30 protein-coding genes are annotated in these 24,765 nt (G+C 34.2%); 14 read left to right on the forward strand and 16 right to left on the reverse strand.

Features of this window, described 5'->3' with window-relative positions; translation table 11 throughout:
* Positions 1-47: 47 nt before the first annotated feature.
* The 12 genes from hisB to rsfS all read left to right on the forward strand — a co-directional run bounded on the left by hisB (position 48) and on the right by rsfS (position 8,471).
* The gene (gene hisB / locus BM157_RS03905; RefSeq protein WP_082421569.1) at positions 48-647 is read left to right on the forward strand and encodes an imidazoleglycerol-phosphate dehydratase HisB; all 600 of its coding nucleotides are present in this window, start codon (positions 48-50) and stop codon (positions 645-647) included.
* A gap of 32 nt (positions 648-679) precedes the next feature.
* Positions 680-1,768 carry a 1-(5-phosphoribosyl)-5-[(5-phosphoribosylamino)methylideneamino]imidazole-4-carboxamide isomerase gene (gene hisA / locus BM157_RS03910; protein ID WP_022501757.1) on the forward strand — a complete coding sequence of 363 codons (1,089 nt, stop codon included), beginning with the start codon at positions 680-682 and terminating at the stop codon, positions 1,766-1,768.
* A gap of 20 nt (positions 1,769-1,788) precedes the next feature.
* The gene (locus BM157_RS03915) at positions 1,789-3,021 is read left to right on the forward strand and encodes a ribonuclease E/G (RefSeq protein ID WP_090139996.1); all 1,233 of its coding nucleotides are present in this window, start codon (positions 1,789-1,791) and stop codon (positions 3,019-3,021) included.
* A gap of 4 nt (positions 3,022-3,025) precedes the next feature.
* On the forward strand, positions 3,026-3,607 hold the full coding sequence (locus BM157_RS03920; RefSeq protein WP_055174737.1) for a phosphatase PAP2 family protein: 582 nt from the start codon (positions 3,026-3,028) through the stop codon (positions 3,605-3,607).
* 140 nt (positions 3,608-3,747) lie between these two features.
* Positions 3,748-4,056 carry a 50S ribosomal protein L21 gene (gene rplU, locus BM157_RS03925; RefSeq protein WP_022205377.1) on the forward strand — a complete coding sequence of 103 codons (309 nt, stop codon included), beginning with the start codon at positions 3,748-3,750 and terminating at the stop codon, positions 4,054-4,056.
* A gap of 29 nt (positions 4,057-4,085) precedes the next feature.
* Positions 4,086-4,415 (forward strand): ribosomal-processing cysteine protease Prp, encoded by a 330-nt coding sequence (locus tag BM157_RS03930; RefSeq protein ID WP_022501760.1) that lies wholly within the window; start codon positions 4,086-4,088, stop codon positions 4,413-4,415.
* Between the two features lie 4 nt (positions 4,416-4,419).
* Entirely contained in the window at positions 4,420-4,710 is a 291-nt protein-coding gene (gene rpmA, locus BM157_RS03935; protein WP_022205379.1) for a 50S ribosomal protein L27, read from the forward strand.
* Positions 4,711-4,947: 237 nt separating this feature from the next.
* Positions 4,948-6,246, forward strand: coding sequence for a GTPase ObgE (gene obgE, locus BM157_RS03940; protein ID WP_090139998.1), 1,299 nt, complete (start codon positions 4,948-4,950; stop codon positions 6,244-6,246).
* A 117-nt stretch (positions 6,247-6,363) separates the two neighbouring features.
* Positions 6,364-6,669: a ribosome assembly RNA-binding protein YhbY gene (gene yhbY, locus BM157_RS03945; protein WP_022207054.1), complete on the forward strand. Its 306-nt coding sequence runs from the start codon at positions 6,364-6,366 to the stop codon at positions 6,667-6,669.
* A 58-nt stretch (positions 6,670-6,727) separates the two neighbouring features.
* Positions 6,728-7,345: a nicotinate (nicotinamide) nucleotide adenylyltransferase gene (gene nadD / locus BM157_RS03950; RefSeq protein ID WP_090139999.1), complete on the forward strand. Its 618-nt coding sequence runs from the start codon at positions 6,728-6,730 to the stop codon at positions 7,343-7,345.
* A 146-nt stretch (positions 7,346-7,491) separates the two neighbouring features.
* On the forward strand, positions 7,492-8,070 hold the full coding sequence (yqeK, locus tag BM157_RS03955; RefSeq protein ID WP_055174732.1) for a bis(5'-nucleosyl)-tetraphosphatase (symmetrical) YqeK: 579 nt from the start codon (positions 7,492-7,494) through the stop codon (positions 8,068-8,070).
* Between the two features lie 44 nt (positions 8,071-8,114).
* Positions 8,115-8,471, forward strand: a complete 357-nt coding sequence (rsfS, locus tag BM157_RS03960; protein ID WP_090140002.1) for a ribosome silencing factor — start codon at positions 8,115-8,117, stop codon at positions 8,469-8,471.
* Positions 8,472-8,660: 189 nt separating this feature from the next.
* Here the strand turns inward: rsfS and lexA are convergent, their stop codons facing one another.
* Complete coding sequence (gene lexA / locus BM157_RS03965) at positions 8,661-9,281, reverse strand: transcriptional repressor LexA (protein ID WP_022501765.1); 621 nt, start codon at positions 9,279-9,281, stop codon at positions 8,661-8,663.
* Between the two features lie 186 nt (positions 9,282-9,467).
* On the opposite strand from lexA, the gene BM157_RS03970 reads away from it, so the two are divergent.
* The gene (locus tag BM157_RS03970) at positions 9,468-9,953 is read left to right on the forward strand and encodes a LysM peptidoglycan-binding domain-containing protein (RefSeq protein WP_055174730.1); all 486 of its coding nucleotides are present in this window, start codon (positions 9,468-9,470) and stop codon (positions 9,951-9,953) included.
* Positions 9,954-10,018: 65 nt separating this feature from the next.
* Positions 10,019-11,272 (forward strand): DEAD/DEAH box helicase, encoded by a 1,254-nt coding sequence (locus BM157_RS03975; RefSeq protein ID WP_090140004.1) that lies wholly within the window; start codon positions 10,019-10,021, stop codon positions 11,270-11,272.
* A 176-nt stretch (positions 11,273-11,448) separates the two neighbouring features.
* On the opposite strand, the gene BM157_RS03980 is transcribed toward BM157_RS03975, so the two are convergent.
* From BM157_RS03980 to minC, 15 genes are all read right to left on the reverse strand, one after another.
* A complete protein-coding gene (locus BM157_RS03980; protein WP_090140005.1) occupies positions 11,449-12,972 on the reverse strand; it encodes a sodium/proline symporter in 1,524 nt (507 codons plus the stop codon).
* A gap of 154 nt (positions 12,973-13,126) precedes the next feature.
* Positions 13,127-13,687 (reverse strand): L,D-transpeptidase, encoded by a 561-nt coding sequence (locus BM157_RS03985; protein ID WP_318255801.1) that lies wholly within the window; start codon positions 13,685-13,687, stop codon positions 13,127-13,129.
* Between the two features lie 143 nt (positions 13,688-13,830).
* Positions 13,831-14,466 carry a cytidylate kinase-like family protein gene (locus BM157_RS03990; protein WP_022501770.1) on the reverse strand — a complete coding sequence of 212 codons (636 nt, stop codon included), beginning with the start codon at positions 14,464-14,466 and terminating at the stop codon, positions 13,831-13,833.
* A gap of 133 nt (positions 14,467-14,599) precedes the next feature.
* A complete protein-coding gene (locus BM157_RS03995; protein WP_022501771.1) occupies positions 14,600-15,130 on the reverse strand; it encodes a hypothetical protein in 531 nt (176 codons plus the stop codon).
* A gap of 114 nt (positions 15,131-15,244) precedes the next feature.
* A complete protein-coding gene (locus tag BM157_RS04000) occupies positions 15,245-16,201 on the reverse strand; it encodes an RluA family pseudouridine synthase (protein WP_082421583.1) in 957 nt (318 codons plus the stop codon).
* Between the two features lie 69 nt (positions 16,202-16,270).
* Entirely contained in the window at positions 16,271-16,831 is a 561-nt protein-coding gene (gene lspA, locus BM157_RS04005) for a signal peptidase II (protein WP_318255802.1), read from the reverse strand.
* Positions 16,832-16,987: 156 nt separating this feature from the next.
* On the reverse strand, positions 16,988-18,085 hold the full coding sequence (gene aroB, locus BM157_RS04010) for a 3-dehydroquinate synthase (protein WP_090140011.1): 1,098 nt from the start codon (positions 18,083-18,085) through the stop codon (positions 16,988-16,990).
* 78 nt (positions 18,086-18,163) lie between these two features.
* Positions 18,164-18,700, reverse strand: a complete 537-nt coding sequence (locus BM157_RS04015; protein WP_022501775.1) for a cell division protein SepF — start codon at positions 18,698-18,700, stop codon at positions 18,164-18,166.
* 89 nt (positions 18,701-18,789) lie between these two features.
* Positions 18,790-19,485: a YggS family pyridoxal phosphate-dependent enzyme gene (locus BM157_RS04020; RefSeq protein ID WP_090140047.1), complete on the reverse strand. Its 696-nt coding sequence runs from the start codon at positions 19,483-19,485 to the stop codon at positions 18,790-18,792.
* A gap of 39 nt (positions 19,486-19,524) precedes the next feature.
* Entirely contained in the window at positions 19,525-20,910 is a 1,386-nt protein-coding gene (locus BM157_RS04025; protein WP_022501777.1) for an HlyD family efflux transporter periplasmic adaptor subunit, read from the reverse strand.
* A gap of 84 nt (positions 20,911-20,994) precedes the next feature.
* Positions 20,995-21,390, reverse strand: coding sequence for a methylglyoxal synthase (locus BM157_RS04030; RefSeq protein WP_022501778.1), 396 nt, complete (start codon positions 21,388-21,390; stop codon positions 20,995-20,997).
* An 88-nt stretch (positions 21,391-21,478) separates the two neighbouring features.
* Positions 21,479-22,639: an FtsW/RodA/SpoVE family cell cycle protein gene (locus BM157_RS04035; protein ID WP_055306595.1), complete on the reverse strand. Its 1,161-nt coding sequence runs from the start codon at positions 22,637-22,639 to the stop codon at positions 21,479-21,481.
* A gap of 40 nt (positions 22,640-22,679) precedes the next feature.
* A complete protein-coding gene (gene minE, locus BM157_RS04040) occupies positions 22,680-22,955 on the reverse strand; it encodes a cell division topological specificity factor MinE (RefSeq protein WP_022501780.1) in 276 nt (91 codons plus the stop codon).
* Between the two features lie 53 nt (positions 22,956-23,008).
* Positions 23,009-23,821 (reverse strand): septum site-determining protein MinD, encoded by an 813-nt coding sequence (gene minD, locus BM157_RS04045; RefSeq protein ID WP_022501781.1) that lies wholly within the window; start codon positions 23,819-23,821, stop codon positions 23,009-23,011.
* Between the two features lie 138 nt (positions 23,822-23,959).
* Positions 23,960-24,751 (reverse strand): septum site-determining protein MinC, encoded by a 792-nt coding sequence (minC, locus tag BM157_RS04050; RefSeq protein ID WP_022501782.1) that lies wholly within the window; start codon positions 24,749-24,751, stop codon positions 23,960-23,962.
* Positions 24,752-24,765 lie beyond the last annotated feature (14 nt).

The raw sequence follows: 24,765 nt of genomic DNA on the forward strand, positions 1-24,765 counted from the left end.
CCCTGACATCTTTAATATATAATTATATCAGAATCGAGGACGTATATATGTCAAATATGCAGGCAAGACAGGCAACAATTCATAGAAAGACAAGTGAGACAGATATAGAGCTTTTTCTGTGCCTAGACGGAGAGGGCAATGCACAGGTAGATACAGGAATAGGCTTTTTTGACCATATGCTAAAAAGCTTCGCAAAGCATGGTATGTTCGACCTTAACTTAAAAGTTACAGGCGACTTAATCGTTGACTGCCACCATACTATTGAAGATGTTGGTATCGTGCTTGGAGAAGCTGTTAAAAAAGCTCTTGGTGATAAGAAGTCCATAAGAAGATACGGTGATATTATACTTCCTATGGATGAAGCACTTATATTATGTGCGATTGATTTATCAGGAAGACCATATCTTGTATTTGAGTCACAATTCACTTCCGATATGGTTGGATATTTTGATACACAGATGGTTAAAGAATTCTTCTATGCCATATCATACAGTGCAGGAATGAACCTTCATATAAGAAAGATAACCGGTGAGAATGACCACCACATTATTGAGGGAATGTTCAAGGCATTTGCCAAGGCTTTAGATGAAGCTTGTATGAAAGATGCAAGAATTAAATCAGTATTATCTACAAAGGGAAGCCTGTAAATATAAATATTAAGTAAAGATTGGAGCATACAATGAGATTATACCCAGCTATTGATATTAAAGACGGACAGTGTGTAAGATTAAAAAAAGGTCTTTTTAATGATGTAACAGTATATTCAGATAAGCCTTATGAAATAGCCAGGGGCTTTGAACAGGACGGCGCTAAATTCATACATACTGTTGACTTGGATGGTGCATTAAAGGGGCGTGGCGTAAATGCTGACACAATCAGAAAGATAGTATCAAGTGTCAATATACCTGTCCAGATGGGCGGTGGAGTAAGAACACTTGAGAATATTAAAGAAGTTCTCGACCTTGGTGTATACCGTGTAATTATTGGTACTAAGGCAGTTGAAAATCCTGATTTCATAAAGCAGGCAATTGATAAATTCGGACCTGAACATATTGTTGTTGGTGTTGATGCCAAGGACGGGCTTGTAGCCGTTGAAGGCTGGGAAAAGGTAAGTGACAAGACTGCTCTTTCTTTAGCTTTGGCTATGAAAGATATGGGTGTCCAGACAATTGTCTATACTGATATATCTAAAGATGGTATGCTTCAGGGTCCTAATATTGAACAGACTAAGCTTTTATCTGATAAGACAGGAATTAATATAATCGCTTCTGGCGGAATGTCCTGTGTGCAGGATTTAAAGAATATCAATGATGCAGGTATCCACGGAGCAATAATAGGAAAAGCCTTATATGAGAACAGAATTAACCTTAAAGACGCTGTTGATATGTTTGAATCTGGAAGTTCTGTAATTGAAGCTTCTAAAAAGCTTAATACAAGCCTTTCATTTTCTGATTTCAAACTTAACTCAGATGGTTTAATTCCAGTAGTTGTACAGGACTATGTCAATAATGAAGTGCTTATGGTTGCATATATGAACGAAGAAGCCTATAACCATACTGTTAATACAGGGGTTATGACTTATTACAGCAGAAGCCGTCAGGAATTATGGATTAAGGGCGAAACTTCTGGTCATTACCAGTATGTAAGTTCACTTGACATTGACTGTGATAATGATACAATACTTGCAAAGGTACGTCAGATAGGTGCAGCCTGCCACACTGGCAACAGAAGCTGTTTCTATCGTAATCTGTACCTTAGAGATTTATAATTCATAGATGAGAGCAGGATATGACTATTAAATATATCATTACACAGATTAACGATAATATAATATATTCAAAGTATAACAACAACGGTTGTCTTAGTCTTAATATAGTAGACAAAAGCAGCCTGGTTGGTAATATATACATTGGCAGAGTTGAAAATGTTGTTAAAAACATCAGCTCTGCTTTTGTTGAAATTGAAAATAAAATTAAATGCTATTACCAGCTTGAAAATAATAAGAATAATATATTTCTTAATACAAAGAATAATAAAGCTGTCAACATTGGTGATAAGCTTTTAGTACAGGTAAGCAATGATGCCCATAAGACAAAGCCTCCTACAGCGACTTCCAAGATAGATATATCAGGACAGTATATTGTAGTGTCAAGTGATGTCAAAGGTGTGTCAATATCTAACAAATGCAAGAAAGCTTCTGTATGTATAGAAGCTTCTTCTGTTCTAAAGGACTATATTAAAGAACATCTTACAGCTTTTAATGATAAACTTCAGGCTTCAGGTACATTTTCTTATGGAATAATTATAAGAAGCAGTGCCGCTAATGCAGATATTAATACAGTACTTAATGAGGCTTACTCTCTTATAGACCAGTACGAACATATAATACAGAATGCTGTATTTGGAACATTTTACACTAAGCTTTATGAAAAAGAGCCGCCTATGGTAAGCGAACTCAGGCATCTTAGTGCTGATAATACAATCGAAGTCATCACAGATATTCCATATTATTATGATTTGCTTAATACGCATTTTAAAGATAACAGCAATATAAGTTTACGATTATATGAAGATGAATTACTGCCGCTGTATAAGCTTTATTCTGTCGAAAAGACATTATCAGAAGCCTTGTCCAGAAAGGTATGGCTTAAATGCGGAGGCTACCTTATAATCGAACAGACTGAGGCTATGAGTGTTGTCGATGTCAATTCTGGCAAAAATGTAACTAAAGCCAAAAAAGAGGCTGATAAAGAGAACAATATTTTAAAGACTAATATTGAAGCTGGAATTGAAATTATAAGACAGCTCCGCTTAAGAAATATTTCTGGAATTATTATTATTGATTTTATTAATATGGCACAGCAGGAAAGCAGGGATAAATTATTATCAGTTCTTAAGGAATACGCCCGATTAGAAAGTATCCAGACTAATGTGGTTGATATTACACCTCTTGGACTTGTTGAAATGACACGAAAGAATAATGGCAAGACATTAAAAGAATTAATCAAAACCGGAGAGTGAGTTTATGTCAGAGAATAATTTAACGGGCTATGAAAAAAGATATAATGCTGTATACAATTACCTTGATACGCATAAGGCACTAAAGAACATTCTGCTCTTATTATATAAAGTGCTTCCGTATGTTACTGCACTATCGTATATGGTTCTTATTGTATTATGTGCCAGATCCAAATCAACAATCGCAACACCTGCAATTGCTCTAAGCGTAGATGCAACAGGTTATGTTGAAACATCTAATGTATTTATTACAGCTAAACTTATACTTGCACCATTAACTTCATTTATATTTGTATCATTTATAAGAAAATGTCTTGATTCACCAAGACCATATACAAAATATAATATAACACCTATTGTAAAAAAAGATAAAGAGGGAGAGTCTATGCCAAGCAGACATATATTCTCAATCACTATTATTGCAATGTGCTGGTTATATATATACCAGCCTGTCGGTATTATACTTTTAGTTATGACACTTGTGCTTGCAGTATTAAGAGTTGTTATGGGTGTGCATTTTATTAAAGATGTTATTGCCGGAATTATATGTGGAATTATATGCGGATTTATAGGATTGTGGATTTTATAATTTTTTTAGAATTATTTTTTTAAGACTATTGACATTTGTTTACTGATACTATATTATATTCTAGTGTGCCGCTCAGTTAGGACATAAGCAGGTATTTTACCTCTCCAAAACTGGCGAGTAATTATTTTAGGAGGTGCCATATGTACGCAATTATTGCAACAGGTGGTAAACAGTACACAGTTTCAGAAGGCGATGTAATCAAGGTTGAAAAGCTTGGTGTTAACGCTGGCGATACTGTTACATTTGACCAGGTTCTTTTCGTTAATAACGGTGAAGCTAAGGTTGGTGATCCTACAGTAGCAGGAGCAACAGTTACAGCAAGCGTTGTTGAAGAAGGTAAGGACAAGAAAGTCATCGTGTATAAGTATAAGAGAAAAACTGGATATCACAAGAAGAACGGTCACAGACAGCTCTTCACTAAGGTTAAGATTGAAAAGATTAATGCTTAATTATTAATCGGATGTGAGGTGTGTTATCCATGACTCATATAACAATCTACAAGTCGTCTGCTACGAACAGGACTGTAGGCTTTAAGTCAGCAGGACATGCTGGCTATGCAGAAGAAGGTAGTGATATTATCTGTTCTGCAATTTCTGTATTGACTATCAATACGATTAATTCGATTGAGCAATTCACGGATGCCGTATATGATATGTCGGTTGATGATGAAGAGGCTAGTATTGATTACATAGTCACTTCTAATATCAGTGATACAACACAGGTATTGTTAGATGCCTTAGAACTTGGTTTAAGAACTATGGCTGCTGATAATCCTGATTACTTATTGATTACCGTCAAGGAGGTGTAATGTTATGTTGAATTTGAACCTTCAGTTTTTCGCTCATAAAAAGGGTGTTGGTTCTACAAAGAATGGTAGAGATTCAGAATCTAAGAGATTAGGTGCAAAGAGAGCTGATGGACAGTTCGTTTTAGCTGGTAATATTCTTTACAGACAGCGTGGAACAAAGATTCATCCAGGTGTTAATGTTGGTCGTGGTGGCGATGATACATTATTCGCACTTGTTGATGGAACTGTTAAGTTTGAAAGAAAGGGCAGAGATAAGAAGCAGGTTTCTGTTTATCCTGTTGCCTCAGAGAACTAATTAGTTTTTATAAGCTCCAAATCTTCGGATTTGGGGCTTTTTGTGAATTAGAGGGGATAATTAATTAACTAATTAATATCTAATTATTGTTTTAACCTATAAACAGGCAATATTTCTTTTAATATATAATACAAATATTGCTATACGATATTTCAGATATGATATTTCAGATTGGCTTATTTATATATTTATGTAATATAACAAGCGGCTTTTAGCAGCGTTAGAATGGAGATTAATATGTTTTCAGATAAAGTAAGAATATTTATTAAATCTGGTAAGGGTGGGGACGGACACGTAAGTTTCAGACGTGAGCTTTATGTACCTGCTGGTGGACCAGATGGCGGTAATGGTGGACACGGTGGTGACATCATATTTCAGGTAGATAAAGGACTTAATACACTTGGTGATTTCAGACATAATAGCAAGTATATCGCACAGAGCGGTGAAGAAGGCGGAAAGAAAAGATGTACTGGAAAGAACGGAGAAGACCTTATAATCAAAGTTCCTGAAGGTACTGTAATATATGATGACGAATCAGGCAAGGTAATTGCTGATATGTCAGGCGATAATATGAAAGAAACTATCCTTAAAGGTGGACGCGGCGGAAAGGGTAATATGAACTATGCCACAGCTACAATGCAGGCTCCACAGTATGCACAGCCGGGACAGGAAGCTAAAGAGCTCTGGGTAAGACTTGAATTAAAATGTATTGCTGATGTAGGTCTTGTTGGTTTCCCTAACGTGGGTAAATCTACATTTTTATCAAGAGTAACTAATGCACGTCCAAAGATAGCTAACTATCATTTCACAACACTTAACCCTAATCTTGGTGTTGTTGATATAGATGGTGGTAAGGGCTTTGTAATAGCTGATATTCCAGGTCTTATAGAGGGTGCTTCTGATGGCGTTGGTCTTGGACACCAGTTCTTAAGACACATTGAGAGAACTAAGGTTATTATCCATATTGTAGATGCAGCTTCTACTGAGGGACGAGATCCTATAGCTGATATTAAAGCTATCAATGCAGAATTAGAGGCTTACAATCCTGATCTTCTTAAAAGGCCTCAGGTAATAGCTGCCAATAAGATTGATGCCATATATGATGACGGCTCAGGAACTAACCCTGTAGAGCTTATAAAGGCCGCATTTGAGCCGGAAGGCATTAAGGTATACCCAATATCAGCCGTAACCGGACAGGGCGTTAAAGAACTTTTATACGCAGTAAGAGAGCTTCTTGATAACTTCCCTGATGATGTAGTTATATTTGAGAAGGAATTCGATGTTGACGAACTTCTTGATAACTCAGATGATAATTACAATGTATATATTGACGAGAATGGCGTATTCATCGTTGAAGGTGAACGTATTGATAAAATGCTTGGTTACACTAACCTTGAGTCAGAAAAAGGCTTTAACTTCTTCCAGAAGTTTATGAAGAGTTCTGGTGCTATCGACCGACTTGAAGAACTTGGAATTGAAGAGGGCGATACAGTACGGGTTGGCGATTATCTTGAATTTGATTATTATAGAGCTTAATAGATTTTATTATTATAGAGCTTACTTAATAGAAATAATGTATGACACTATAAATATTTCATTGCATAATCTTATCACTGACTATGCAATGAAACACATAAAAGAAAGGAATTAACTATGACAAGCAAACAGCGTGCATATTTAAAGGGACTTGCTATGACTATGGATCCAATATTCCAGTTTGGAAAGAATAGTCTTACACCAGAAAATACCAAGGCTATAGCCGAGGCATTGGAAGCAAGGGAGTTAATAAAGATTAATGTTCTTCAGAACTGTGCTGATGATCCTAAGGAAATCGCACAGATTGTAGCTGAGAGAACACACTCACAGGTTGTTCAGGTTATCGGAAAGAAGATTGTATTATATAAAGAGTCTAAGGATAACAAGAAAATTGAACTTCCTAAGGATAATAAGAAGAAGTAATATCAAATTAAATAAATCATATTACAGAATTAACATAATGAGTTTTTAAGGAGGCTATATGTCCGGCATAGTTGGAATAATGGGCGGTACATTTAATCCTGTCCACAATGGACACATTGCGATTGCCAAAGCGGCACACGAACAATTCAATATACCACATATTCTTGTTATGCCATCATATTCGCCGGCTTATAAGGACAACAGCAATATAGTTTCTGCCACACATCGCTGTAATATGGTCAGCCTTGCTATTAAAGATTATGACTATATGGAATTATCAACATTAGAGATAGAACGTGGTGGCAGAACTTATACAGCCGATACATTAAAACTGCTGAAAGACGATTATGATAAGATATACTTTATAATCGGTGCAGACTCATTATTTACACTTAATACATGGTATAAGCCTGATTATATATGTGCCAACTGTCATATACTTGCCGCTAACAGGGACGAACACCCACTCGATGAGCTTATAAAAAGACGTGACTGGCTTATAGATAAGTATAATGCACATATAGACTTAATATCTTGCGATGATTACCCATTCAGCTCAACATTTATCCGTGATGAAGCGGCGGCAGGTCACAATATTTCGCCGTTTGTTGGAAATGCTGTTGCTGGATATATAGCCGACAATGGATTGTATAATAAAAAATTTTTTACGGCTTAAAAATAAAAGATACTAATATCAAAAAGATTTTTGCCGCAAAATGGTAATTTATAAATATAAATATATATATATTTATATATCAATGCATAGTAAACCATTTAATTATTTTACTTCTTTATTAGTGTACTAGAATGGAGATAAATGGTATGGATAATTCATATATTGAAAGCCTTAGAAAAGATGTTAAACGTGCTTTAAAGAGTGATAAAATGCGTTTCAGACACACTATTGGTGTTGCAGATACATCTGCCTGTCTTGCATCAAGATATGGTGTAGATATGCAGAAAGCGTATATAAGCGGCCTGTTACACGACTGTGCAAAATGTGTTCCAGACGAACAAAAAATAACCGAATGTGAACAGAATAATATAGAAATAACTAAGTCAGAATACGAAAGCCCTTATCTTTTACATTCAAAGCTTGGTGCATTTTATGCAGATGTAAAATATGGTATTAAAGATGAAGACATACTTGGTGCTATCAAATGGCACACGACCGGACATCCTGATATGACTATGCTTGAGAAAATCGTATTTGTAGCTGACTATATTGAACCATATCGCAACAAAGCGGCTAATCTTGATACAATCAGATATCTTGCATTTACTGATATTGACAAAGCTGTTTTACAGATATTAGATGATACAATTAATTATCTTAACAAAAAAGGCAATCCGATTGACAGCATTACTCTGGATACCTATAAATTTTATAAATGCAAATAAACCTTAATAATAATAGAAAATGATAACAGAAAGGACTAAATATTATGATAAAAGATACTTCAAAACAGATGGCAAAAGTAGCTGTAGAAGCATTAAAGGAAAAAAAGGGATATGATGTAAAAGTAATAGATATAAGTGAAATATCTATCCTTGCAGATTATTTCATAATTGCCAACGGAAGCAATTCCAATCAGGTGCAGGCTATGGTTGACAATGTTGAAGAGCAGATGTACAAGGCTGGCTTTGATGACCCTAAGGTAGAGGGTTACAACAATGCTTCTTGGATTCTCCTTGACTATAATGATGTTGTACTTCACATATTTGATGAAGAAAGCCGTTCATTCTATAATCTTGAAAGATTATGGCGAGATGGCAAAGAAGTTGATGTAGATACGCTCTAAAAATAAAAAGCAATAATAAAAGCTGTAAATTTATGATTATCGGTATTATTTATCTATAACCATTCATAAATTTACAGCTTTTATAGTATATATAATATCATCAGGTGTATTACGCTTGATGATATTATATACATTATAATTATGATACTATATACAGTGTGTATTATGTACTATATTATGTGCAGATAATTAATCAACCTGCCATCTTATCAGACCTATAACCTTACCGACTATTGAACAATCATCGACTATAATAGGATCCATAAAATCATTCTCTGGCTGAAGTCTTATATGTCCGTCTTCTTTGTAAAATCTCTTTACTGTTGCAGAATCATCTATAAGTGCTACAACAATATCTGAATTCTCAGCAGTATTACACTTCTTAACAATAACGTGGTCGCCATTGTAAATTCCTGTATTAATCATACTTTCACCTTGAACAGTAAGCATAAAACACTCTTCATTAGGCATAAATTCCGCTGGAATAGGGAAGTAGCCAGTTATATTATCAACTGCCAGCAAAGGCTCTCCGGCAGCTACACGACCAAGAATAGGTACATTAACTACCTCTCTGCGGGCAAGATTAAAATTATCATCTATAATCTCTATTGTTCTTGACTTTGTTGGATCTCTTCTTATGTAACCATTCTTCTCAAGAGATTCAAGATGTGCGTGTACTGATGATGTTGACTTTAAATTAACAGCAGCACATATATCTCTAACTGATGGTGGATATCCTTTATTCAATATCTGTGACTTTATATATTCAAGTATCTCAGACTGTTTCTGTGTTATTCTGCCATATGCCATATATTTACCTCCAAATCATATAACTATATACAATATAATAACATACATCTGTCTATAACGCAAACGTATTTTCAGAACATTTTTTCTGAATTTATGTTCGATTAATATTGACAAACAACTGTTCGCAATTTATAATTGCCAATATAAAGAACATATGTTTTAAATGCATCAGTTGGAGGTAATATTATGAACAATTCAATAGCAGTACATAGCCAGACAGATTTAATCAATATATATAATAATGAATGTAATAACTATAGTGAAAGTGTTAATAATAGACAATACAATATTGATAAGCGTAATAGTGATAACATATTCAATATTAAACATAACAGCTTAGGGCATAATAATTCTGATAATAGATATTGCATATGTAATAATATTTTATTAAAGCTTATAATTCCAGTAATTATTCTGGCTGTAATAACACTTGGCTCTATTATGGTTAAAGCCTCTGAGACAGATACCAGACCATATTTAAAGAAGTATTATACAAGTGTAGAAGTAACTTCTGATGATACATTATGGTCATTAGAAGCTGATTATAATAATGGACTGGAAGACCGTAATACATACATTAATAATATTATGCAGCTTAATAATATGACATCTGATACTATAATTACTGGTAATCATCTGTTATTATATTATTATTCATCTGAACACAATTAGACTTTTAACATCTAATCTGATAGAATAATATATTATAATACTATACAGAATGGAGATATATAAATATGTTATTTAAAGATATAGATAATATTGATACTAATGTTGTTTCAATACTTTCTCAGTCCGGCATAACAGATATGACAGATGTACAGGCTAAGACTTATAAGCATATATCTAACAATAAAGATGTAATTGTATGCTCAGGAACTGGAACAGGTAAGACTTTAGCTTATCTTTGCCCTATAATTTCACATATAACAGGCAATAATAATAGTTTCAAGTATAACAATGCTGATATTAGCTCTAAGAATAACAACGCTGGAAGCACTGTGAATAATAAGAACACCTATAATGGACATAAGCCTACTCATTCAAAGAATATTCAGGCTATAATCCTTGTTCCTAATGGTGAACTTGCTTCCCAGGTAAACCATCAGGCTGAACAGTTATTCTCATATGAGGGTTGTCCATATACATCTATGTTTGTAACTGGAGAGGGTAATATTAACAGACAGATTGATAATCTTAAGTCTAAGCCTTCAATTCTTATTGGAACACCTGCAAGAATATGTCAGCTTATCAATATGAAGAAGATTAAGGTACACGAAGTAAAGTCACTCGTATTAGATGAAGCTGACAAGCTTCTTGGAAAGACTTATATTGAACACGTTCATTCGATAAGAAAGTCACTTATGAAGTATACTCAAGTTCTTCTTTTTTCTGCAAGCATAGATAAGAAGACACGCAAAGAAGCTAACAGCCTTACATTTAAACCTATAGACATTGATATTAATTCTATCAAAGCTTCTGAAAGTGTAATTCCTTCAACAATAAAGCATAACTATGTTATAACAGACAGACGTGAACGCATAGAAACTCTTAGAAAGCTTATTAAGGCGGTTAAACCTTCCAAGGCAATAATCTTTATTAACACCAAATATGACCTTGAAGAATCACTCCAAAAGCTCTTATATCATAATTATAATGTGGGTTACCTTTCAAGCAATGCAGATGCAACAACCAAGCGTAATACACTTGATAAATTCCGCTCAGGAAAGCTCCAGTTATTACTGGCCACAGATATAGCTGCAAGAGGACTTCAGATTGATGATATTGATGTTGTTATTAATGTAAATCTGCCTGAGGAATCAAAAGAATACATACACCGTGTTGGACGATGTGGACGTAACGGCAATCAGGGACTGGCTTTATCTATTATAACCGAGAATGAAACTAACAAGATAAAGAAATACCAGAAAGAATTCCATATTAATATGCTCCAGAAAAAGCTATATCAGGGAAGGCTTGTTGCTAAATAATCAATAAATAATTCAAAGCTATTGTTATATTTATTGTTGTATAATGTATAATGCCTACAGTAATTAACAATAGCTTTTATTATCTATAAAAATCTATAAAAAGAGCAGTATAAGTTAAACATATAACGCCGATAAATCTCAGTTTATCGGCGTTATATTGTATTTATTATATCTAATTACTTATTTTTAACTTCTTCAAACTTTTCAATAACTTCCTTTGATGGACCGCCTGTTGCATAACTTACAATAAGTATAACAAGTAATGCAACAATGAATGCTGGAAGCAATTCATATATTGAGAATATTCCTCCAAGCTTAGATATTCCATATTTCCATACGAATATCATAATTCCACCAGATATCATTCCAGCAGTAATTCCATATTTATTAGCTTTTTTCCAGAATAATGCACATAATACAACAGGTCCAAATGTAGCTCCAAATCCAGCCCATGCAAATGATACAATTTCAAATACAGAACTGTCCGGATTTGATGCAAGAATAATTGAAATTACAGATATAATTACAACTGTAATTCTAGCTACATTCATAGATGCCTTTTTAGATATTTTAATATGGAACACATCTGTAAGTATATTCTGTGAAATACTTGAAGCTGCTGCTAGTAACTGTGAATCTGCTGTAGACATTGTCGCTGCAAGAATTCCTGCTAATATAACACCAGCAATTATGGCTGTGGCAACTCCGTGTGTAGATAATAAATGTGCTATTTTTACAATTATCGTCTCAGAGTTACTTCCTGTAAGTGTTTCAATAGCACCTGCCTTAGTCATACTAAGACCAACAATACCAATAAATACAGCTACAGATAAAGAAATAACTACCCATATAGAAGCAACTCTTCTTGATAATTTAAGCTTTTCTTCGTCCTCTATAGCCATAAATCTCAATAATACATGTGGCATACCAAAGTATCCAAGTCCCCACGCTAACATAGATGCAATTTTAAGCAGGCTGTAAGGCTCTGCTGAATTAGTCGCTGCTGAATATGTATCAAATAATCCAAGATATCCTGGAAGTGCTTTGGAATTTTCCATAACCATATCAAAGCCACCTGCAACATTAACACCATATACAACAACTACAACTAGTGCTATTGTCATAACTATACTTTGAATTAAATCTGTCATACTAGCGGCAAGGAAGCCACCTAATGTACAATATGCAACAATGACAATTGCACTTATTATCATTGCTGTTAAATAATTAAATCCAAAAAGACTTGAAAACAGCTTACCACAGGCGGCAAATCCTGAAGCTGTATATGGAATAAAGAATACTACAATAACTATAGCAGCTATTAATGTTAATATTCTCTTATCATCTCCAAATCTCTTTGAAAAGAAATCAGGAATTGTAAATGAATCATATGCTTGTGTATATTTACGTATTCTTTTAGCTACAATCAGCCAGTTCACATATGTTCCTATTGCAAGACCTATAGCTGTCCATGCTGCATCCGCAACACCTGTAAGATAAGCAAGTCCTGGCAGTCCCATTAAAAGCCAGCTACTCATATCAGACGCTTCTGCACTCATAGCTGTAACAAATGGTCCTAACTTTCGTCCACCAAGATAAAAATCATCAACAGCGTTGTTCTTCTTTGAACATAGAACACCAATGTACACAACTGCGGCAAGATATATAATTATCGTTGCCATAATAATAATCTGTGACATAATTTTCTCCCTTTGTTAATTTTTGTTAATTTATGTAATTTTTATAATAACTTATAAAGTATATCACAAATTATGACCTTTAGTCAAAAATTGTCACAAAAAAAGTATCATATAATTCATCTTTATATTAAGACAAATTATATGATACTCATATTTATTCTTCGAGTTTATCAACATAGTTATATTTTTTAAATTCTGTTATATTAACTGAAGAAGGGATATCGAAATCATTCTCTATCTGCACCCGTGTATTAACACCGCAGTTATTATATATCCATTTGGCATCGGCAGGTGTCATATAGATTGAACCGCTTGAAGCACTTGTTCCCATTTTATTATATTCATCTATATTCATATTACCAACTGTCTTGGTAAAATATGCAGATGAACATATATATTCTGAATTATTAAGTCTTGTACTATAATGACCATATCCAGTAATATCAAGCTTACGCCACTCAGCCTTCTCTGATATAAATGTGTCACCAGTATTAATATTACTGTTAACAGATACATAAAAAGCCTTCACAACATTATCGAACCCATTATTAGAATTTATACTGTATATAATAGCAATGTTCCTGCTGACATTAATTCTAATCTTATACGACTGGTTCTTTGCTATATATGCAGACTCCTCTGTTGTTGAACCGGTATCTTCCTCTGTTGTATCTGCAGACTCATCACTATCTGATGATACATTATCATTATGCATACTGACTATCGTCTTAAATGCAAACAACAATATCAATAAAAGCAACAGTAAAATTAAAACATATACTATTAAATTACTGCCTTTGAACCATCTTTTAATATCTTTCTTCTTTATGCGCTTATAACCACGAATTTCCATATCAATTAACCATTATTCTGATTTTTCTCTTTAAGTTCTATGAACTTTAATATAAGCTCAATAGCTCCATCAATTCCTACAAGACCACTATCTATACATAAATCATAGCTCTTAGCTTCGCCCCACTTCTTACTTGAATAATAATTGTAGTAGCTTGCTCTCTTCTTATCTGTCTTCTGTATAAGATCAGCAGCCTTAGAATCATTTAGTTCATATAACTTCTTAATTCTCTTAATTCTTTCATCAAGACTTGCTTTAATCCATACACTTACTGCAAATGGATCATCTTCAAGTGCATAGTCTGCACAACGTCCAACAATCACACAAGACTCTTTAGCTGCAAGCTTCTTTATTGCATCAAACTGTGCCAAGAATACTTTGTGATTAATTGGCATATCAACATATGAATTAGAATAACCAAGTGAATATGTATCCATAACCAAAGAATAAAGGAAACTGTTAGTAGGCTTTTCATCCTGAGAGGCAAATAACTCCTCACACAATCCACTTTCCTTTGCAGCAACCTGAAGAAGTTCCTTATCATAACATTTAATTCCTAACTTCTCAGCAAGCTTCATTCCTATCTCGTGTCCGCCACTACCAAATTCACGACCTATTGTAATTACTGTTCTTTCATCCATAATACATTACCTCCCGGTTACCTAAATATTTCAAACAGCTCTTTGATTTAGTTGTATTATACATTAAATTGTATATAAAATCCAGCTATTTTATGCAAAATTCATTCATTTTACACAATATTTTTGATATTTATTAATAACCGCTGGACATCATCTTCTTAAGATAATCGGATATTTCTTTGCCATATCGGTTGGAAATAACGCTGAACTGGCTTGGGGTAACACAGACCAGGCGGATATTACTGTACCCTCTTGCTCCAAACATATATTTCTTTACAATGTTAGTCTTCTCTATCATAAGCTTTACATTATCATCAGGCTTATTTCTTGTAATAATTATAAATGAAATATACGAATACATATGATTTTTACAAGGAAGTTTGTTATCATTACGGACAAAATGCGGTTCTATCTGCTCAATCGTGAACTTAACAAGATCCTTTAACTGTTCTTCATCAAGTGAATCACTGTTAATAAAGAATAAATGCTCAAAACATTTCATATCCCATAATTTTGCAGAATCAGTTGTCGAGAACTTATCCCTGTTCTTGTAATTATATGCGTATATGACAAATTTTCTATTGTTAAACCAATAATTATGATATATATCAAATGTATCCGAAATACCATTTAATATAGTATCAATAAACTCTTTCCTTCTCATAATCCTACTACCTGCTATAAATCCTGATATCTGTCATATTGAAGTGCCCAGACAATACTTGATATTTACTATATAAATAATTATATACTGTTATCTGCTTCTGTATAATATGACTTAACTGTTCCTTAACCGGCTAATAACCTTTTGAAAATATTCTGGCAAATCTGCACTATATTCCACATACTCTTTGGTTGTCGGATGTATAAAGCCAAGAACACCTGCGTGCAGGGTCTGTCCACACAGATTAAATGGAGATTTGCCGCTTCCATATACATCATCTCCAAGTAACGGATGTCCTATGCTTGCCATATGAACTCTTATCTGATGTGTCCGTCCGGTTTCTAACTGACATTCAATGTAACTGAATTTGCCAAATTGTTCTAATACCCTATAATGCGTTACTGCCCTTTTACCATTCTTTTTATCAACTGCCATCTTCTTTCTGTCTGATGGATTGCGGCCAATCGGAGCATCTACAACACCCTCAGTGTTATTAAATTGATTATGTACTATGGCATAATATTTTCTTGTAATAGAATGAACACTTAACTGCTGTGCAATAAAATTATGTGCATAATCATTCTTGCAGGCAACGATAACACCTGTTGTATTCATATCAATTCTGTGAACTATTCCCGGTCTTAATACACCATTAATTCCCGATAGATTATCACGGCAATGATACATCAGGGCATTAACAAGCGTTCCACTATAGTGCCCTGCAGCTGGATGTACAACCATACCTTTTGGCTTATTAATAACTATTATGTCGTCATCTTCATACACTATATCAAGCGGAATATCCTCAGGAACAATTTCAGGAACTACAAGCTCAGGAATATGTACATTTATAATATCATCAGCCGCAACCTTATAATTGGATTTGACTTTGTTATTATTGACAGTAATCATCCCCTCATCAAGCAGCTTCTGTATTCTTGAACGCGATACATCTGCCAGTTCATCAGAAAGATACTTGTCAATTCGTGTATTCTTATCATCAATATCTACAATAAATGTAGTATCTTCCAGCAAATTTTCTTTATCCGTATTTATTATTTCGTCAACCATAGTATTCTGCATTCTATTCCTCAATTCTAATAATAATCCAAGATTCATATAATTAATATATTGCCCTGCTTATTTCTTTAAAGATAAGAACGCAAAATCATCTTCATTCTTATATACAAAAAGAATAAGTATTATAAATATAATAACTGACACTGTAACATAACAATCTGCTATATTAAATACTGGAAAATTAATTATTTTGAAATATATAAAATCACGCACATATCCCAATCTCACCCTGTCTATAAAGTTTCCTATAGCTCCAGCAGCAAGTAAAATACAGCTTATGTATACAGGTATATATTTCCTGATTAATGGTGTCTTAAGAACTACGTATGTAATTAAACATATCATAATTACTGTAAGCACCAGAAAGGCATTAATTTTCCCGCTAAACATTCCAAATGCACTTCCGTTATTTCTAAGATATGTAAGATGAAGAACATCTTTAATAATTACAAAATCCGGCTTATTGTACAACCTTTGTTCAGCTATATACTTAGTTATCTGGTCTATCTGCGTAAGCACTGCTGTTATAACAATATATAAGACAAGGCTTAATATTCGTCTTTTCTTACTAATGCAGTTAAAATCCTGTTGTGCTGTGTTGATAATATCTGTATCTGACATATATTCTATTCTCCAATTATTATGTTCTCTTTATAAAACAGAATGTGCTTTGCACATTCACACGCCAAGCACGGTCGTTAGCGTTAAACCAGAGCTTCGTGCAAGTGTGTATCATCGTCACATAGTATTTTTATGTAATATGGTGTTTTATTGAAATTACCTATTACATAAAATAACATCTTTTAATGCTGCAAGCATCTCCTCATCTGTTACATCATAGTCAATATAAGCATTACCGATTTCTTTTAAAAGAATAAATTTAATCTTGCCTGCATCCATTTTTTTATCGCTCTTTGACACTTTGACAACATCTTCTGCTGTAATTCCTGTTACATTAAGAGGGAAATCATATAACTTGAACATATCTATTGCATCATTATATGCCTTCTCATCAATATCGCCTCTGTTGACTGATATTCTTAATGCGGCAATCATTCCAAGTGTAACACATTCGCCGTGATAGAGTTTGAAATCCATAAGCTTTTCTATTGCGTGTCCTAATGTATGTCCATAATTAAGAAGTGCCCTGTCGCCTTTTTCTTTAGGATCTTTTTCTACAACTTCTCTCTTTATATTGCAGCTTACATATATCATCTGCTCTAAGGCATCTGAATTTCTGCTCTTAATATTACTGATATTATCTCTTAACCATTCATAATATGCGGCATCTTTAATAAGGCCGTGCTTGATTATTTCACCAAAACCAGAATTGAATAATCTGTCTGAGAGGCTCTTAAGCACTGATATATTCATATATACAAGCTTAGGCTGGTAAAATGCTCCTACCATATTCTTGTATGCTCTGAAATCAACACCTGTCTTTCCACCAATACTTGAATCAACCTGTGCAAGAAGAGATGTGGGAACCTGTATAAAGCTTATTCCTCTAAGATATGTAGCTGCTGTAAATCCAGTTAAATCTCCAACAACACCACCACCAAGTGCTACAAGCATATCTTTTCTATCAAAATGGTTCTTAATAAGAAACTCATATACATCTTCAACTGTATCAAGATTCTTGTTAGCCTCGCCAGCTTCAAATACAAATGTAAATACCTTATTGCCAGTCTTTAATAACTGTTCTTCTATATGCTTCGCATATAAAGGTGCAACATTGCTGTCAGACACAATACAGAGTTTTCTTCCTGTAACTCCTAACTTATCAAATTCTTCTGCTAACTTATCAAAGCTCTGTTCAATAACAATATTATATAAAGGCTTTCCTTCGTATTTAACATTAATACACTTAGACATAATATTCTCCAATCCAATCTTAGTAATAACTAAACTGCCACTCCTTGCAAACCAAAGAGTGGCAGTAATATAAATTATCTAGAACTTTGTATCATTCTTAAATGATGTAAGATCAATACCACCAGCTACTATCTCAGGAATATCGCCTGAAATATCCACATTAGGAGGTGTAACAAGGAATATGTAATTGGTAATCTTCTGTAAATTACCTCTTATCGAATAACACGAGCCTGCCGAATAATCAATTATTCTCTGTGCAATCTCAACGTGAATTCCTTCAAGATTAAGTACAACAGCCTTACCACTTAAAAGCGTATCTGTTATCTCACTTGCATCTTCCATAGACTCTGGTCTGATAACAACTACTTCAAGACCTCTCGCTGTCTGCTTAATTGGAACAACCTTTCCTCTTGAGTTCTTAGGCTTGTCGCTCATTGTAAATGAAGTTGATGTATCTTCATCATCTGACTTCTTAGAACCTGAAAAAAGCTTCTTTCTTGCTGAAGGCTTATCATCATCTTCGTCATCATCAAATTCTTCATCGTAATCGTAATCATCATCAAATTCATCATCCTGAACCTTGAAAAGATTCAAAAATCCATCAACAAAACTCATAACATCTCTCCCTAATATATTATAATATTACATTAATTATAGTAACTAAAAATCTTATCCTTCTGTATCAACACACATATGTCTTTATCTTACGCATTACCATAATCTCTATGTCCGAATATAGCAGTACCAACTCTTATATGAGTAGCACCTTCTTCAACAGCTATAACATAATCATTAGTCATACCCATTGAAAGCACATCCATATTGATATTATCAATGTTTTTAGCATTAATGTCAACACATAATTGCTTTAATTGTCTGAAATAACACCTATTATCTTCGGGATTTTCTACATATGGAGCACTTGTCATCAATCCACGGACTCTAATTCCACTAAATCCACTAATTGCTCTAACAAACGCTTCAACTTCTTCTGGTTTAAAACCAAATTTATTAAGTTCGCCTGCAACATTTACTTCAATTAAAATGTCAGCTATAATCCCTTTTTTAACAGCCTCCTGATTAACAGCCTCTGCTAATCTTAATGAATCAACCGAATGAATCATAGAAGCCCTGCCAACAACATATTTAACTTTATTACGCTGTAAATGTCCTATCATATGCCATACTATATCTTTAGGAAGAGCATCAACTTTATCTACCATTTCCTGAACATAATTCTCTCCAAACTGGTGTTCACCACATTCATATATCTGCATTATATCTTCCTGTGGCTTAGTCTTGCTTACTGCAATAAGGCACACTTCACTCTTATCACGTCCGCTCCTCTCGCAAGCTGCTTTAATATTCTTCTTAACAGCTTCATAATTAGATTTTAGCATTTCATTATGATTATCCAACATAGCAATTCTCCATTCTGATTAATATATCATTTCATTTGGCTGGTATTTCAATGCGTCTAATATAATTCGGTCATACACTGATATTCCGTGTGTAAGATTTTGCTTGACAATATAATATTCATTATTCTCATCAATAATCTCAACCGGACAGAATATTGTATATCCGGTATTAACACAATATACACCTTTTAACTTCTTCGTTGCCCCGATAACATACCTTGATGCAGAGTCTGGCATTACAACCGCAATTCCTGATTCCCAGTCTGACTTGCTTACATACACATAATCATCAGTAAGCTTGTATATATCTGCTTCAACAAATGTAGTTATAAGATTACCATTATCATATTTCTCACATATAAATCCCTGATTACTGCTGTTACCACCTTTTGTAAGGTAAGACCTTGGAATTTCGTAGAATTCATTTTCTGTAACTGCTGACACAGGTATCTTCATACCACTCTTACCAGTTGTAACAAGCTCAATATCAAGAAATCTTTCCTGTGCATATCTTATCATATAGCTGTCTAGTGATAACTTTCCATAATAGCCATCGCTTTTCTCTATAATAGAAAAACCACATTTTACTGTCATATTATCTTTCTTAATCTTAATATTAAGGCTTTTCTTAGAAGCCAGTCCATACTCATCAATATCATCTTTAGATAACCTGATAAGCATATACCAGTCTTCACTTGTAACTATCTTATAAGCAGGATTACCTGATACAATAAGTGATTCACCTTTTAAATTATTCTTATTATAGTTATCTTTATTGAAATCATTAGTTGTTACATTGTTGTCATTAATCTGTTCGTATCCGTCAACCGCATATACAACAATACCATTGCTTTCAGCTGTTACTGTCTGGAAAAGGTTCTGGCTTCCTGTATTCTCTACAATAGAATCAAGGTTAGCAACAACATTTTCATTAATAGACTGTAATACAGTCACATTAAGGTCTGATTTCAGGTCATATACATATGTAAAATCACTTCCATCATAATCAGTCTTATAATTATTGAGTGTCGTCTTAATATCTGATAAATTCTTCTCTGAAAGTGAATTCTCACCTAATTTGTTATATGAAGAAAGTATCTCTGATACCCTGCCGGTTTCATCGACAGTATAAATGGTATCGCCCTTCTTAACTCTCGTCCCTTCCCGCTGGTAATAATTGACATTGCCAGAATAAGGCGAATTGTATACACTTTCCTCTCTTACTGCTAACGCTGTAAATACAGCATTATTCGTTAATGAACCTACGTTAACTTCATATGTCTGAACCTTTGCTTTGGTTGTATACAACACAAAAAAACATATTATATAAATAAGTACAAGGGCAAATATAAATGCCACAGCCCGTGGTCTTCTTTTATACCTGACTACTTTATTACCTGGCATAACTCCTCCCTTAATCATTAATAATACATCAAAAGCTACCGTTCTTGTTCAAACGGCAGCTTATATTTTAATAATTCTCACTGATTATTGATATATTTCTCTCCATTCCATATCGCCTCTTTCCAGCGACTTAATCAATAATTCTGCTGTGGCAAGATTAGTTGCTAATGGAATATTATACATATCACACAGCATACATATATTATTAGAATCTGGTTCATGAAGATTTGGTGATTCCACATCTCTTAGGAAAATGACAAGATCAAGCTGATTATGCTCAATCTGGGCACAAAGCTGCTGGTCACCACCAAGATGTCCTGCAAGGAACTTGTGTATAGAAAGATTAGTAACTTCTTCTACAAGTCTTCCTGTTGTACCCGTCGCAAATAACTGATTCTTGTTTAGAATTCCTTTGTATGCAATACAGAAATTCTGCATTAATTTCTTCTTTGAATTATGTGCTATTAAACCAATGTTCATAAGAACCCCCTATCTTATGCTGTTATTTTATCAAGATTGCATTTTAATGCTATGGCTTGTTACAGCCAATATCTTTAATACTTATCTATTATCCACGGAAATCATCTGCAAATATCTCATCATCTCTGTCGACATTTCTTTGCAGATTGATATTCAACACAATTCCCATTGCCGCAAATAAATTAACAAGTGATGTTACGCCACAACTAAAAAATGGAAGTGGCAAACCTGTATTAGGCAGAAGCTTTGTAACAACGCCTATATTAATAAACGTCTGGAATGCTATATACGCCGCTACACCGCAGCATATCAGCCGCCCTTCTAAGTCCTTAGCCCTTACTGCTGTAATTATACACTCTATTACGATAGTAAACAACAAAAAAATTGTAATTAAGCAGCCTACAAATCCAAGTTCTTCACCTATAACCGCAAATATAAAGTCATTCTGCGCTTCTGCTATATATCCGGCATTCTTAAGTGAAGATGGATCTTCATTATTAAGGCCTTTACCTGATAACTGTCCTGAACCTATTGCCTGAACCGCATAATTCTGCTGATATACACCAGCACTTACCGTTCCATCAGTAGAATCACTTCCGTATATGAAATCGACAATACGATTTCTCTGATATTGTTCCATAAATATAGGATCCGGTGTAGCAATAATGTATACAAGAAATGCTGCTATAAGTGGAACTACAACAAGCAGCACCATACCAATTATCTTATAACTTATCCCTGCACAGAATATAATAGTAACTACTATAAGAACAACCATAACAGTGGTAGATAAATCTGGTTCTTTAACTATAAGCAGTATAGGAACTAAAAGTACAAGTGCAATTATGACAAGAAACTTCCACGTATTAAGCCTGTCCTTATACATAGATATTACCTTAGCTAAGAATATGGCTATAATAAGCTTCATAAACTCTGAAGGCTGTATCTGAAAAGATGTACCTATGCCAAGCCATCTTTTCGCACCGTGGCTTGATTTACCTATAAGAAGTACAAGAACAAGCAGTATATTGCCTATTGCATACCAAAGCCAGTAATATTTAGTTATAAATTTGTAATCAACAAATGATATAAAAATCATCATTAAATATGCTGCAGCCATACCAGCACCCTGCTTTATGGTATAACTTGAATTAGCACTGTTTACAACCATTAACGCATATATACAGGTAATTGTTATCAAAGCAATAAGCCTGAAATTATACGATCTTAGTTTATATTTTTTAAACATAAATTCTCCACCACAATAATCCTTATTTGATTACACGTGATTATTTGTCACTATTTCTCATATCCTTAATTGGAATATTAGCATAGATTGCAGGTACAGAACCATTATCACCTTCTGATTCTGTAGATGTTATCTGGATATCAAGTCCTTCTGCATCTATTACCATGTATTTTGAAATAACTTTAATTATGTCATTCTTTATCATTTCCATAACTTCAGGAGAGCAATTAGCCCTGTCAGATACGAGCAAAAGCTTAAGTCTGTCTTTTGCTACATCACCAGAACCCTTCTTCTTAAATAAATCAAGTAAACTCATATCTTCTTCCATTCTGCCATATATGGCTCATATACTTAAGGCCTGAAATGGTCTTAGTTCTTTTTATCACCCTTAAAGAGTGATGATAACTTCTTAAAGAATCCACCCTTGCCATTAAGATCAAGGAAAGGTACATCTTCACCGAGAATTCTATGACATATATTCATATATGCCTGTCCAGCCATACTGCTGTCACCTACTAAAGGCTGCCCCTTGTTAGTAGCAACTACAATATTCTCATCATCTGGAACAGCACCTATTACATTGAGCTGTAAAATGTCGTTGACATCTGCGATTGACATCATCTCACCTCTGTTGACCATATCCATTCTTATTCTGTTGACAATTAAATCCTCGCGGTCTTTTAAGCCATTAGCATCTAATAAACCTACAATTCTGTCAGCATCACGGATAGCTGAGACTTCTGGAGTAGTTACAACTAAAGCTCTGTCAGCTGCAACTATGGCATTCTGGAAGCCCTGCTCAATACCGGCTGGGCAATCAAGTAATATGTAATCAAAGTTCTCTGGATCTGCTTTAATCTCATCTACAAGCTTAATCATCTGTTCAGGTGAAATAGCTGACTTATCCCTTGTCTGTGCTGTTGGAAGAAGATACAGATAAGGACATCTCTTATCTGTAATCATAGCCTGCTTTAAACGACAGTTACCCTCTACAACATCTACAAGATTGTATACAATTCTATTCTCAAGTCCAAGTACTACATCAAGGTTTCTAAGGCCTGTATCTGTATCAATCATAACAACCTTTTTTCCAAGCTTAGCAAGACCAGTACCTATATTAGCTGTAGTTGTAGTCTTACCTACGCCGCCTTTTCCTGACGTAACAACAATAACTTCACTCATTTTATTTCCTCCAAAATTAATATACTAAGTAAATAAATACACAATAAAATAATTATGCGTAATTTTGCTCATTAAATCAAGACTTTTTTTGAATTTATGAACATTTATTCTAAAATAAACCTGTTTACACATTCAAATTTATAAATGAATATCTTCAAGTACATCCTGTGCAAAATCTTCAACATATATATTGCCTTCAAATACATATGCTATCTTAGGCTGTACGCCTTTGACCTTACTCTTTAATCTCTTCTTTATAACAACAGGAGCATCTGAACTTCTGGCTATAACATCTGCAATCTTAATCTGCATAGGATCCATATCAAGAGCAACAACAAATGCATTCTCATTGCCATTGGCACCTGCATATATATTGCCTCTTAAGCTTCCTAATACGATAACATTGCCACACGCTATAACCTTGCCACCCGGATTAACATCTCCAAGTATTACTACACTACTCTCTGTTTCAAGAACTTGTCCTGATCTTAATGTTCCTTTATAGAACTGGCATAATGGCTGTGTAAGTGTATTATCTGTCGATACATCATCTATGCTGGCACTGGAAAATACACGGCTGTGCATAACCTCTTCATTTGTATTATCATATGGTACATCTGGCAATATGCCATCTCCGGCAACCTTGGCGATTGCTCTTGCGTACACTTCATCTTTATCCTTGTTGTGTTCCATCAGACACACAATGTTAATATCCGACTCCTCAGATATAATATCAAGAATTTCCTGCTCCTCGTTGTCAGTAAGATTTCTTCCTTCAAGTGATAATGCAAGATTGGCTTTTTCAAAGAATTTGGCTGACGCCGCAAATTTGGTTCTTATTCTGTCTTTGAGCTCGTCAAATCCAAGATTATCATCGAGTTTAACAGTAATTCCATTCTTACTTCCCTTGATTACTACTGAGTTATCCAACTATCTTCACCCCT

Source organism: [Lactobacillus] rogosae (genome assembly GCA_900112995.1).
Lineage (GTDB): Bacteria > Bacillota > Clostridia > Lachnospirales > Lachnospiraceae > Lachnospira > Lachnospira rogosae.

Excerpts from the sequence above, each read along its gene's own strand:
- BM157_RS03980 (WP_090140005.1), bottom strand. The coding sequence starts at position 12,972 with ATGTCACAGATTATTATTATGGCAACGATAATTATATATCTTGCCGCA.
- minE (WP_022501780.1), bottom strand. The coding sequence starts at position 22,955 with ATGAGTTTACTTGATTTATTTAAGAAGAAGGGTTCTGGTGATGTAGCA.
- BM157_RS03975 (WP_090140004.1), top strand. The coding sequence starts at position 10,019 with ATGTTATTTAAAGATATAGATAATATTGATACTAATGTTGTTTCAATA.
- BM157_RS03920 (WP_055174737.1), top strand. The coding sequence starts at position 3,026 with ATGTCAGAGAATAATTTAACGGGCTATGAAAAAAGATATAATGCTGTA.
- BM157_RS04000 (WP_082421583.1), bottom strand. The coding sequence starts at position 16,201 with ATGGTTGACGAAATAATAAATACGGATAAAGAAAATTTGCTGGAAGAT.
- BM157_RS04035 (WP_055306595.1), bottom strand. The coding sequence starts at position 22,639 with ATGTTTAAAAAATATAAACTAAGATCGTATAATTTCAGGCTTATTGCT.
- yqeK (WP_055174732.1), top strand. The coding sequence starts at position 7,492 with ATGGATAATTCATATATTGAAAGCCTTAGAAAAGATGTTAAACGTGCT.
- BM157_RS04015 (WP_022501775.1), bottom strand. The coding sequence starts at position 18,700 with ATGAGTTTTGTTGATGGATTTTTGAATCTTTTCAAGGTTCAGGATGAT.
- BM157_RS04025 (WP_022501777.1), bottom strand. The coding sequence starts at position 20,910 with ATGCCAGGTAATAAAGTAGTCAGGTATAAAAGAAGACCACGGGCTGTG.
- hisB (WP_082421569.1), top strand. The coding sequence starts at position 48 with ATGTCAAATATGCAGGCAAGACAGGCAACAATTCATAGAAAGACAAGT.
- lspA (WP_318255802.1), bottom strand. The coding sequence starts at position 16,831 with ATGTCAGATACAGATATTATCAACACAGCACAACAGGATTTTAACTGC.
- BM157_RS03990 (WP_022501770.1), bottom strand. The coding sequence starts at position 14,466 with ATGGATGAAAGAACAGTAATTACAATAGGTCGTGAATTTGGTAGTGGC.
- BM157_RS03930 (WP_022501760.1), top strand. The coding sequence starts at position 4,086 with ATGACTCATATAACAATCTACAAGTCGTCTGCTACGAACAGGACTGTA.
- BM157_RS03970 (WP_055174730.1), top strand. The coding sequence starts at position 9,468 with ATGAACAATTCAATAGCAGTACATAGCCAGACAGATTTAATCAATATA.
- BM157_RS03985 (WP_318255801.1), bottom strand. The coding sequence starts at position 13,687 with ATGCATAATGATAATGTATCATCAGATAGTGATGAGTCTGCAGATACA.
- rplU (WP_022205377.1), top strand. The coding sequence starts at position 3,748 with ATGTACGCAATTATTGCAACAGGTGGTAAACAGTACACAGTTTCAGAA.
- rsfS (WP_090140002.1), top strand. The coding sequence starts at position 8,115 with ATGATAAAAGATACTTCAAAACAGATGGCAAAAGTAGCTGTAGAAGCA.
- BM157_RS03995 (WP_022501771.1), bottom strand. The coding sequence starts at position 15,130 with ATGAGAAGGAAAGAGTTTATTGATACTATATTAAATGGTATTTCGGAT.
- BM157_RS04030 (WP_022501778.1), bottom strand. The coding sequence starts at position 21,390 with ATGAACATTGGTTTAATAGCACATAATTCAAAGAAGAAATTAATGCAG.
- nadD (WP_090139999.1), top strand. The coding sequence starts at position 6,728 with ATGTCCGGCATAGTTGGAATAATGGGCGGTACATTTAATCCTGTCCAC.
- minD (WP_022501781.1), bottom strand. The coding sequence starts at position 23,821 with ATGAGTGAAGTTATTGTTGTTACGTCAGGAAAAGGCGGCGTAGGTAAG.
- aroB (WP_090140011.1), bottom strand. The coding sequence starts at position 18,085 with ATGTCTAAGTGTATTAATGTTAAATACGAAGGAAAGCCTTTATATAAT.
- lexA (WP_022501765.1), bottom strand. The coding sequence starts at position 9,281 with ATGGCATATGGCAGAATAACACAGAAACAGTCTGAGATACTTGAATAT.
- yhbY (WP_022207054.1), top strand. The coding sequence starts at position 6,364 with ATGACAAGCAAACAGCGTGCATATTTAAAGGGACTTGCTATGACTATG.
- hisA (WP_022501757.1), top strand. The coding sequence starts at position 680 with ATGAGATTATACCCAGCTATTGATATTAAAGACGGACAGTGTGTAAGA.
- rpmA (WP_022205379.1), top strand. The coding sequence starts at position 4,420 with ATGTTGAATTTGAACCTTCAGTTTTTCGCTCATAAAAAGGGTGTTGGT.
- obgE (WP_090139998.1), top strand. The coding sequence starts at position 4,948 with ATGTTTTCAGATAAAGTAAGAATATTTATTAAATCTGGTAAGGGTGGG.
- BM157_RS03915 (WP_090139996.1), top strand. The coding sequence starts at position 1,789 with ATGACTATTAAATATATCATTACACAGATTAACGATAATATAATATAT.
- BM157_RS04020 (WP_090140047.1), bottom strand. The coding sequence starts at position 19,485 with ATGCTAAAATCTAATTATGAAGCTGTTAAGAAGAATATTAAAGCAGCT.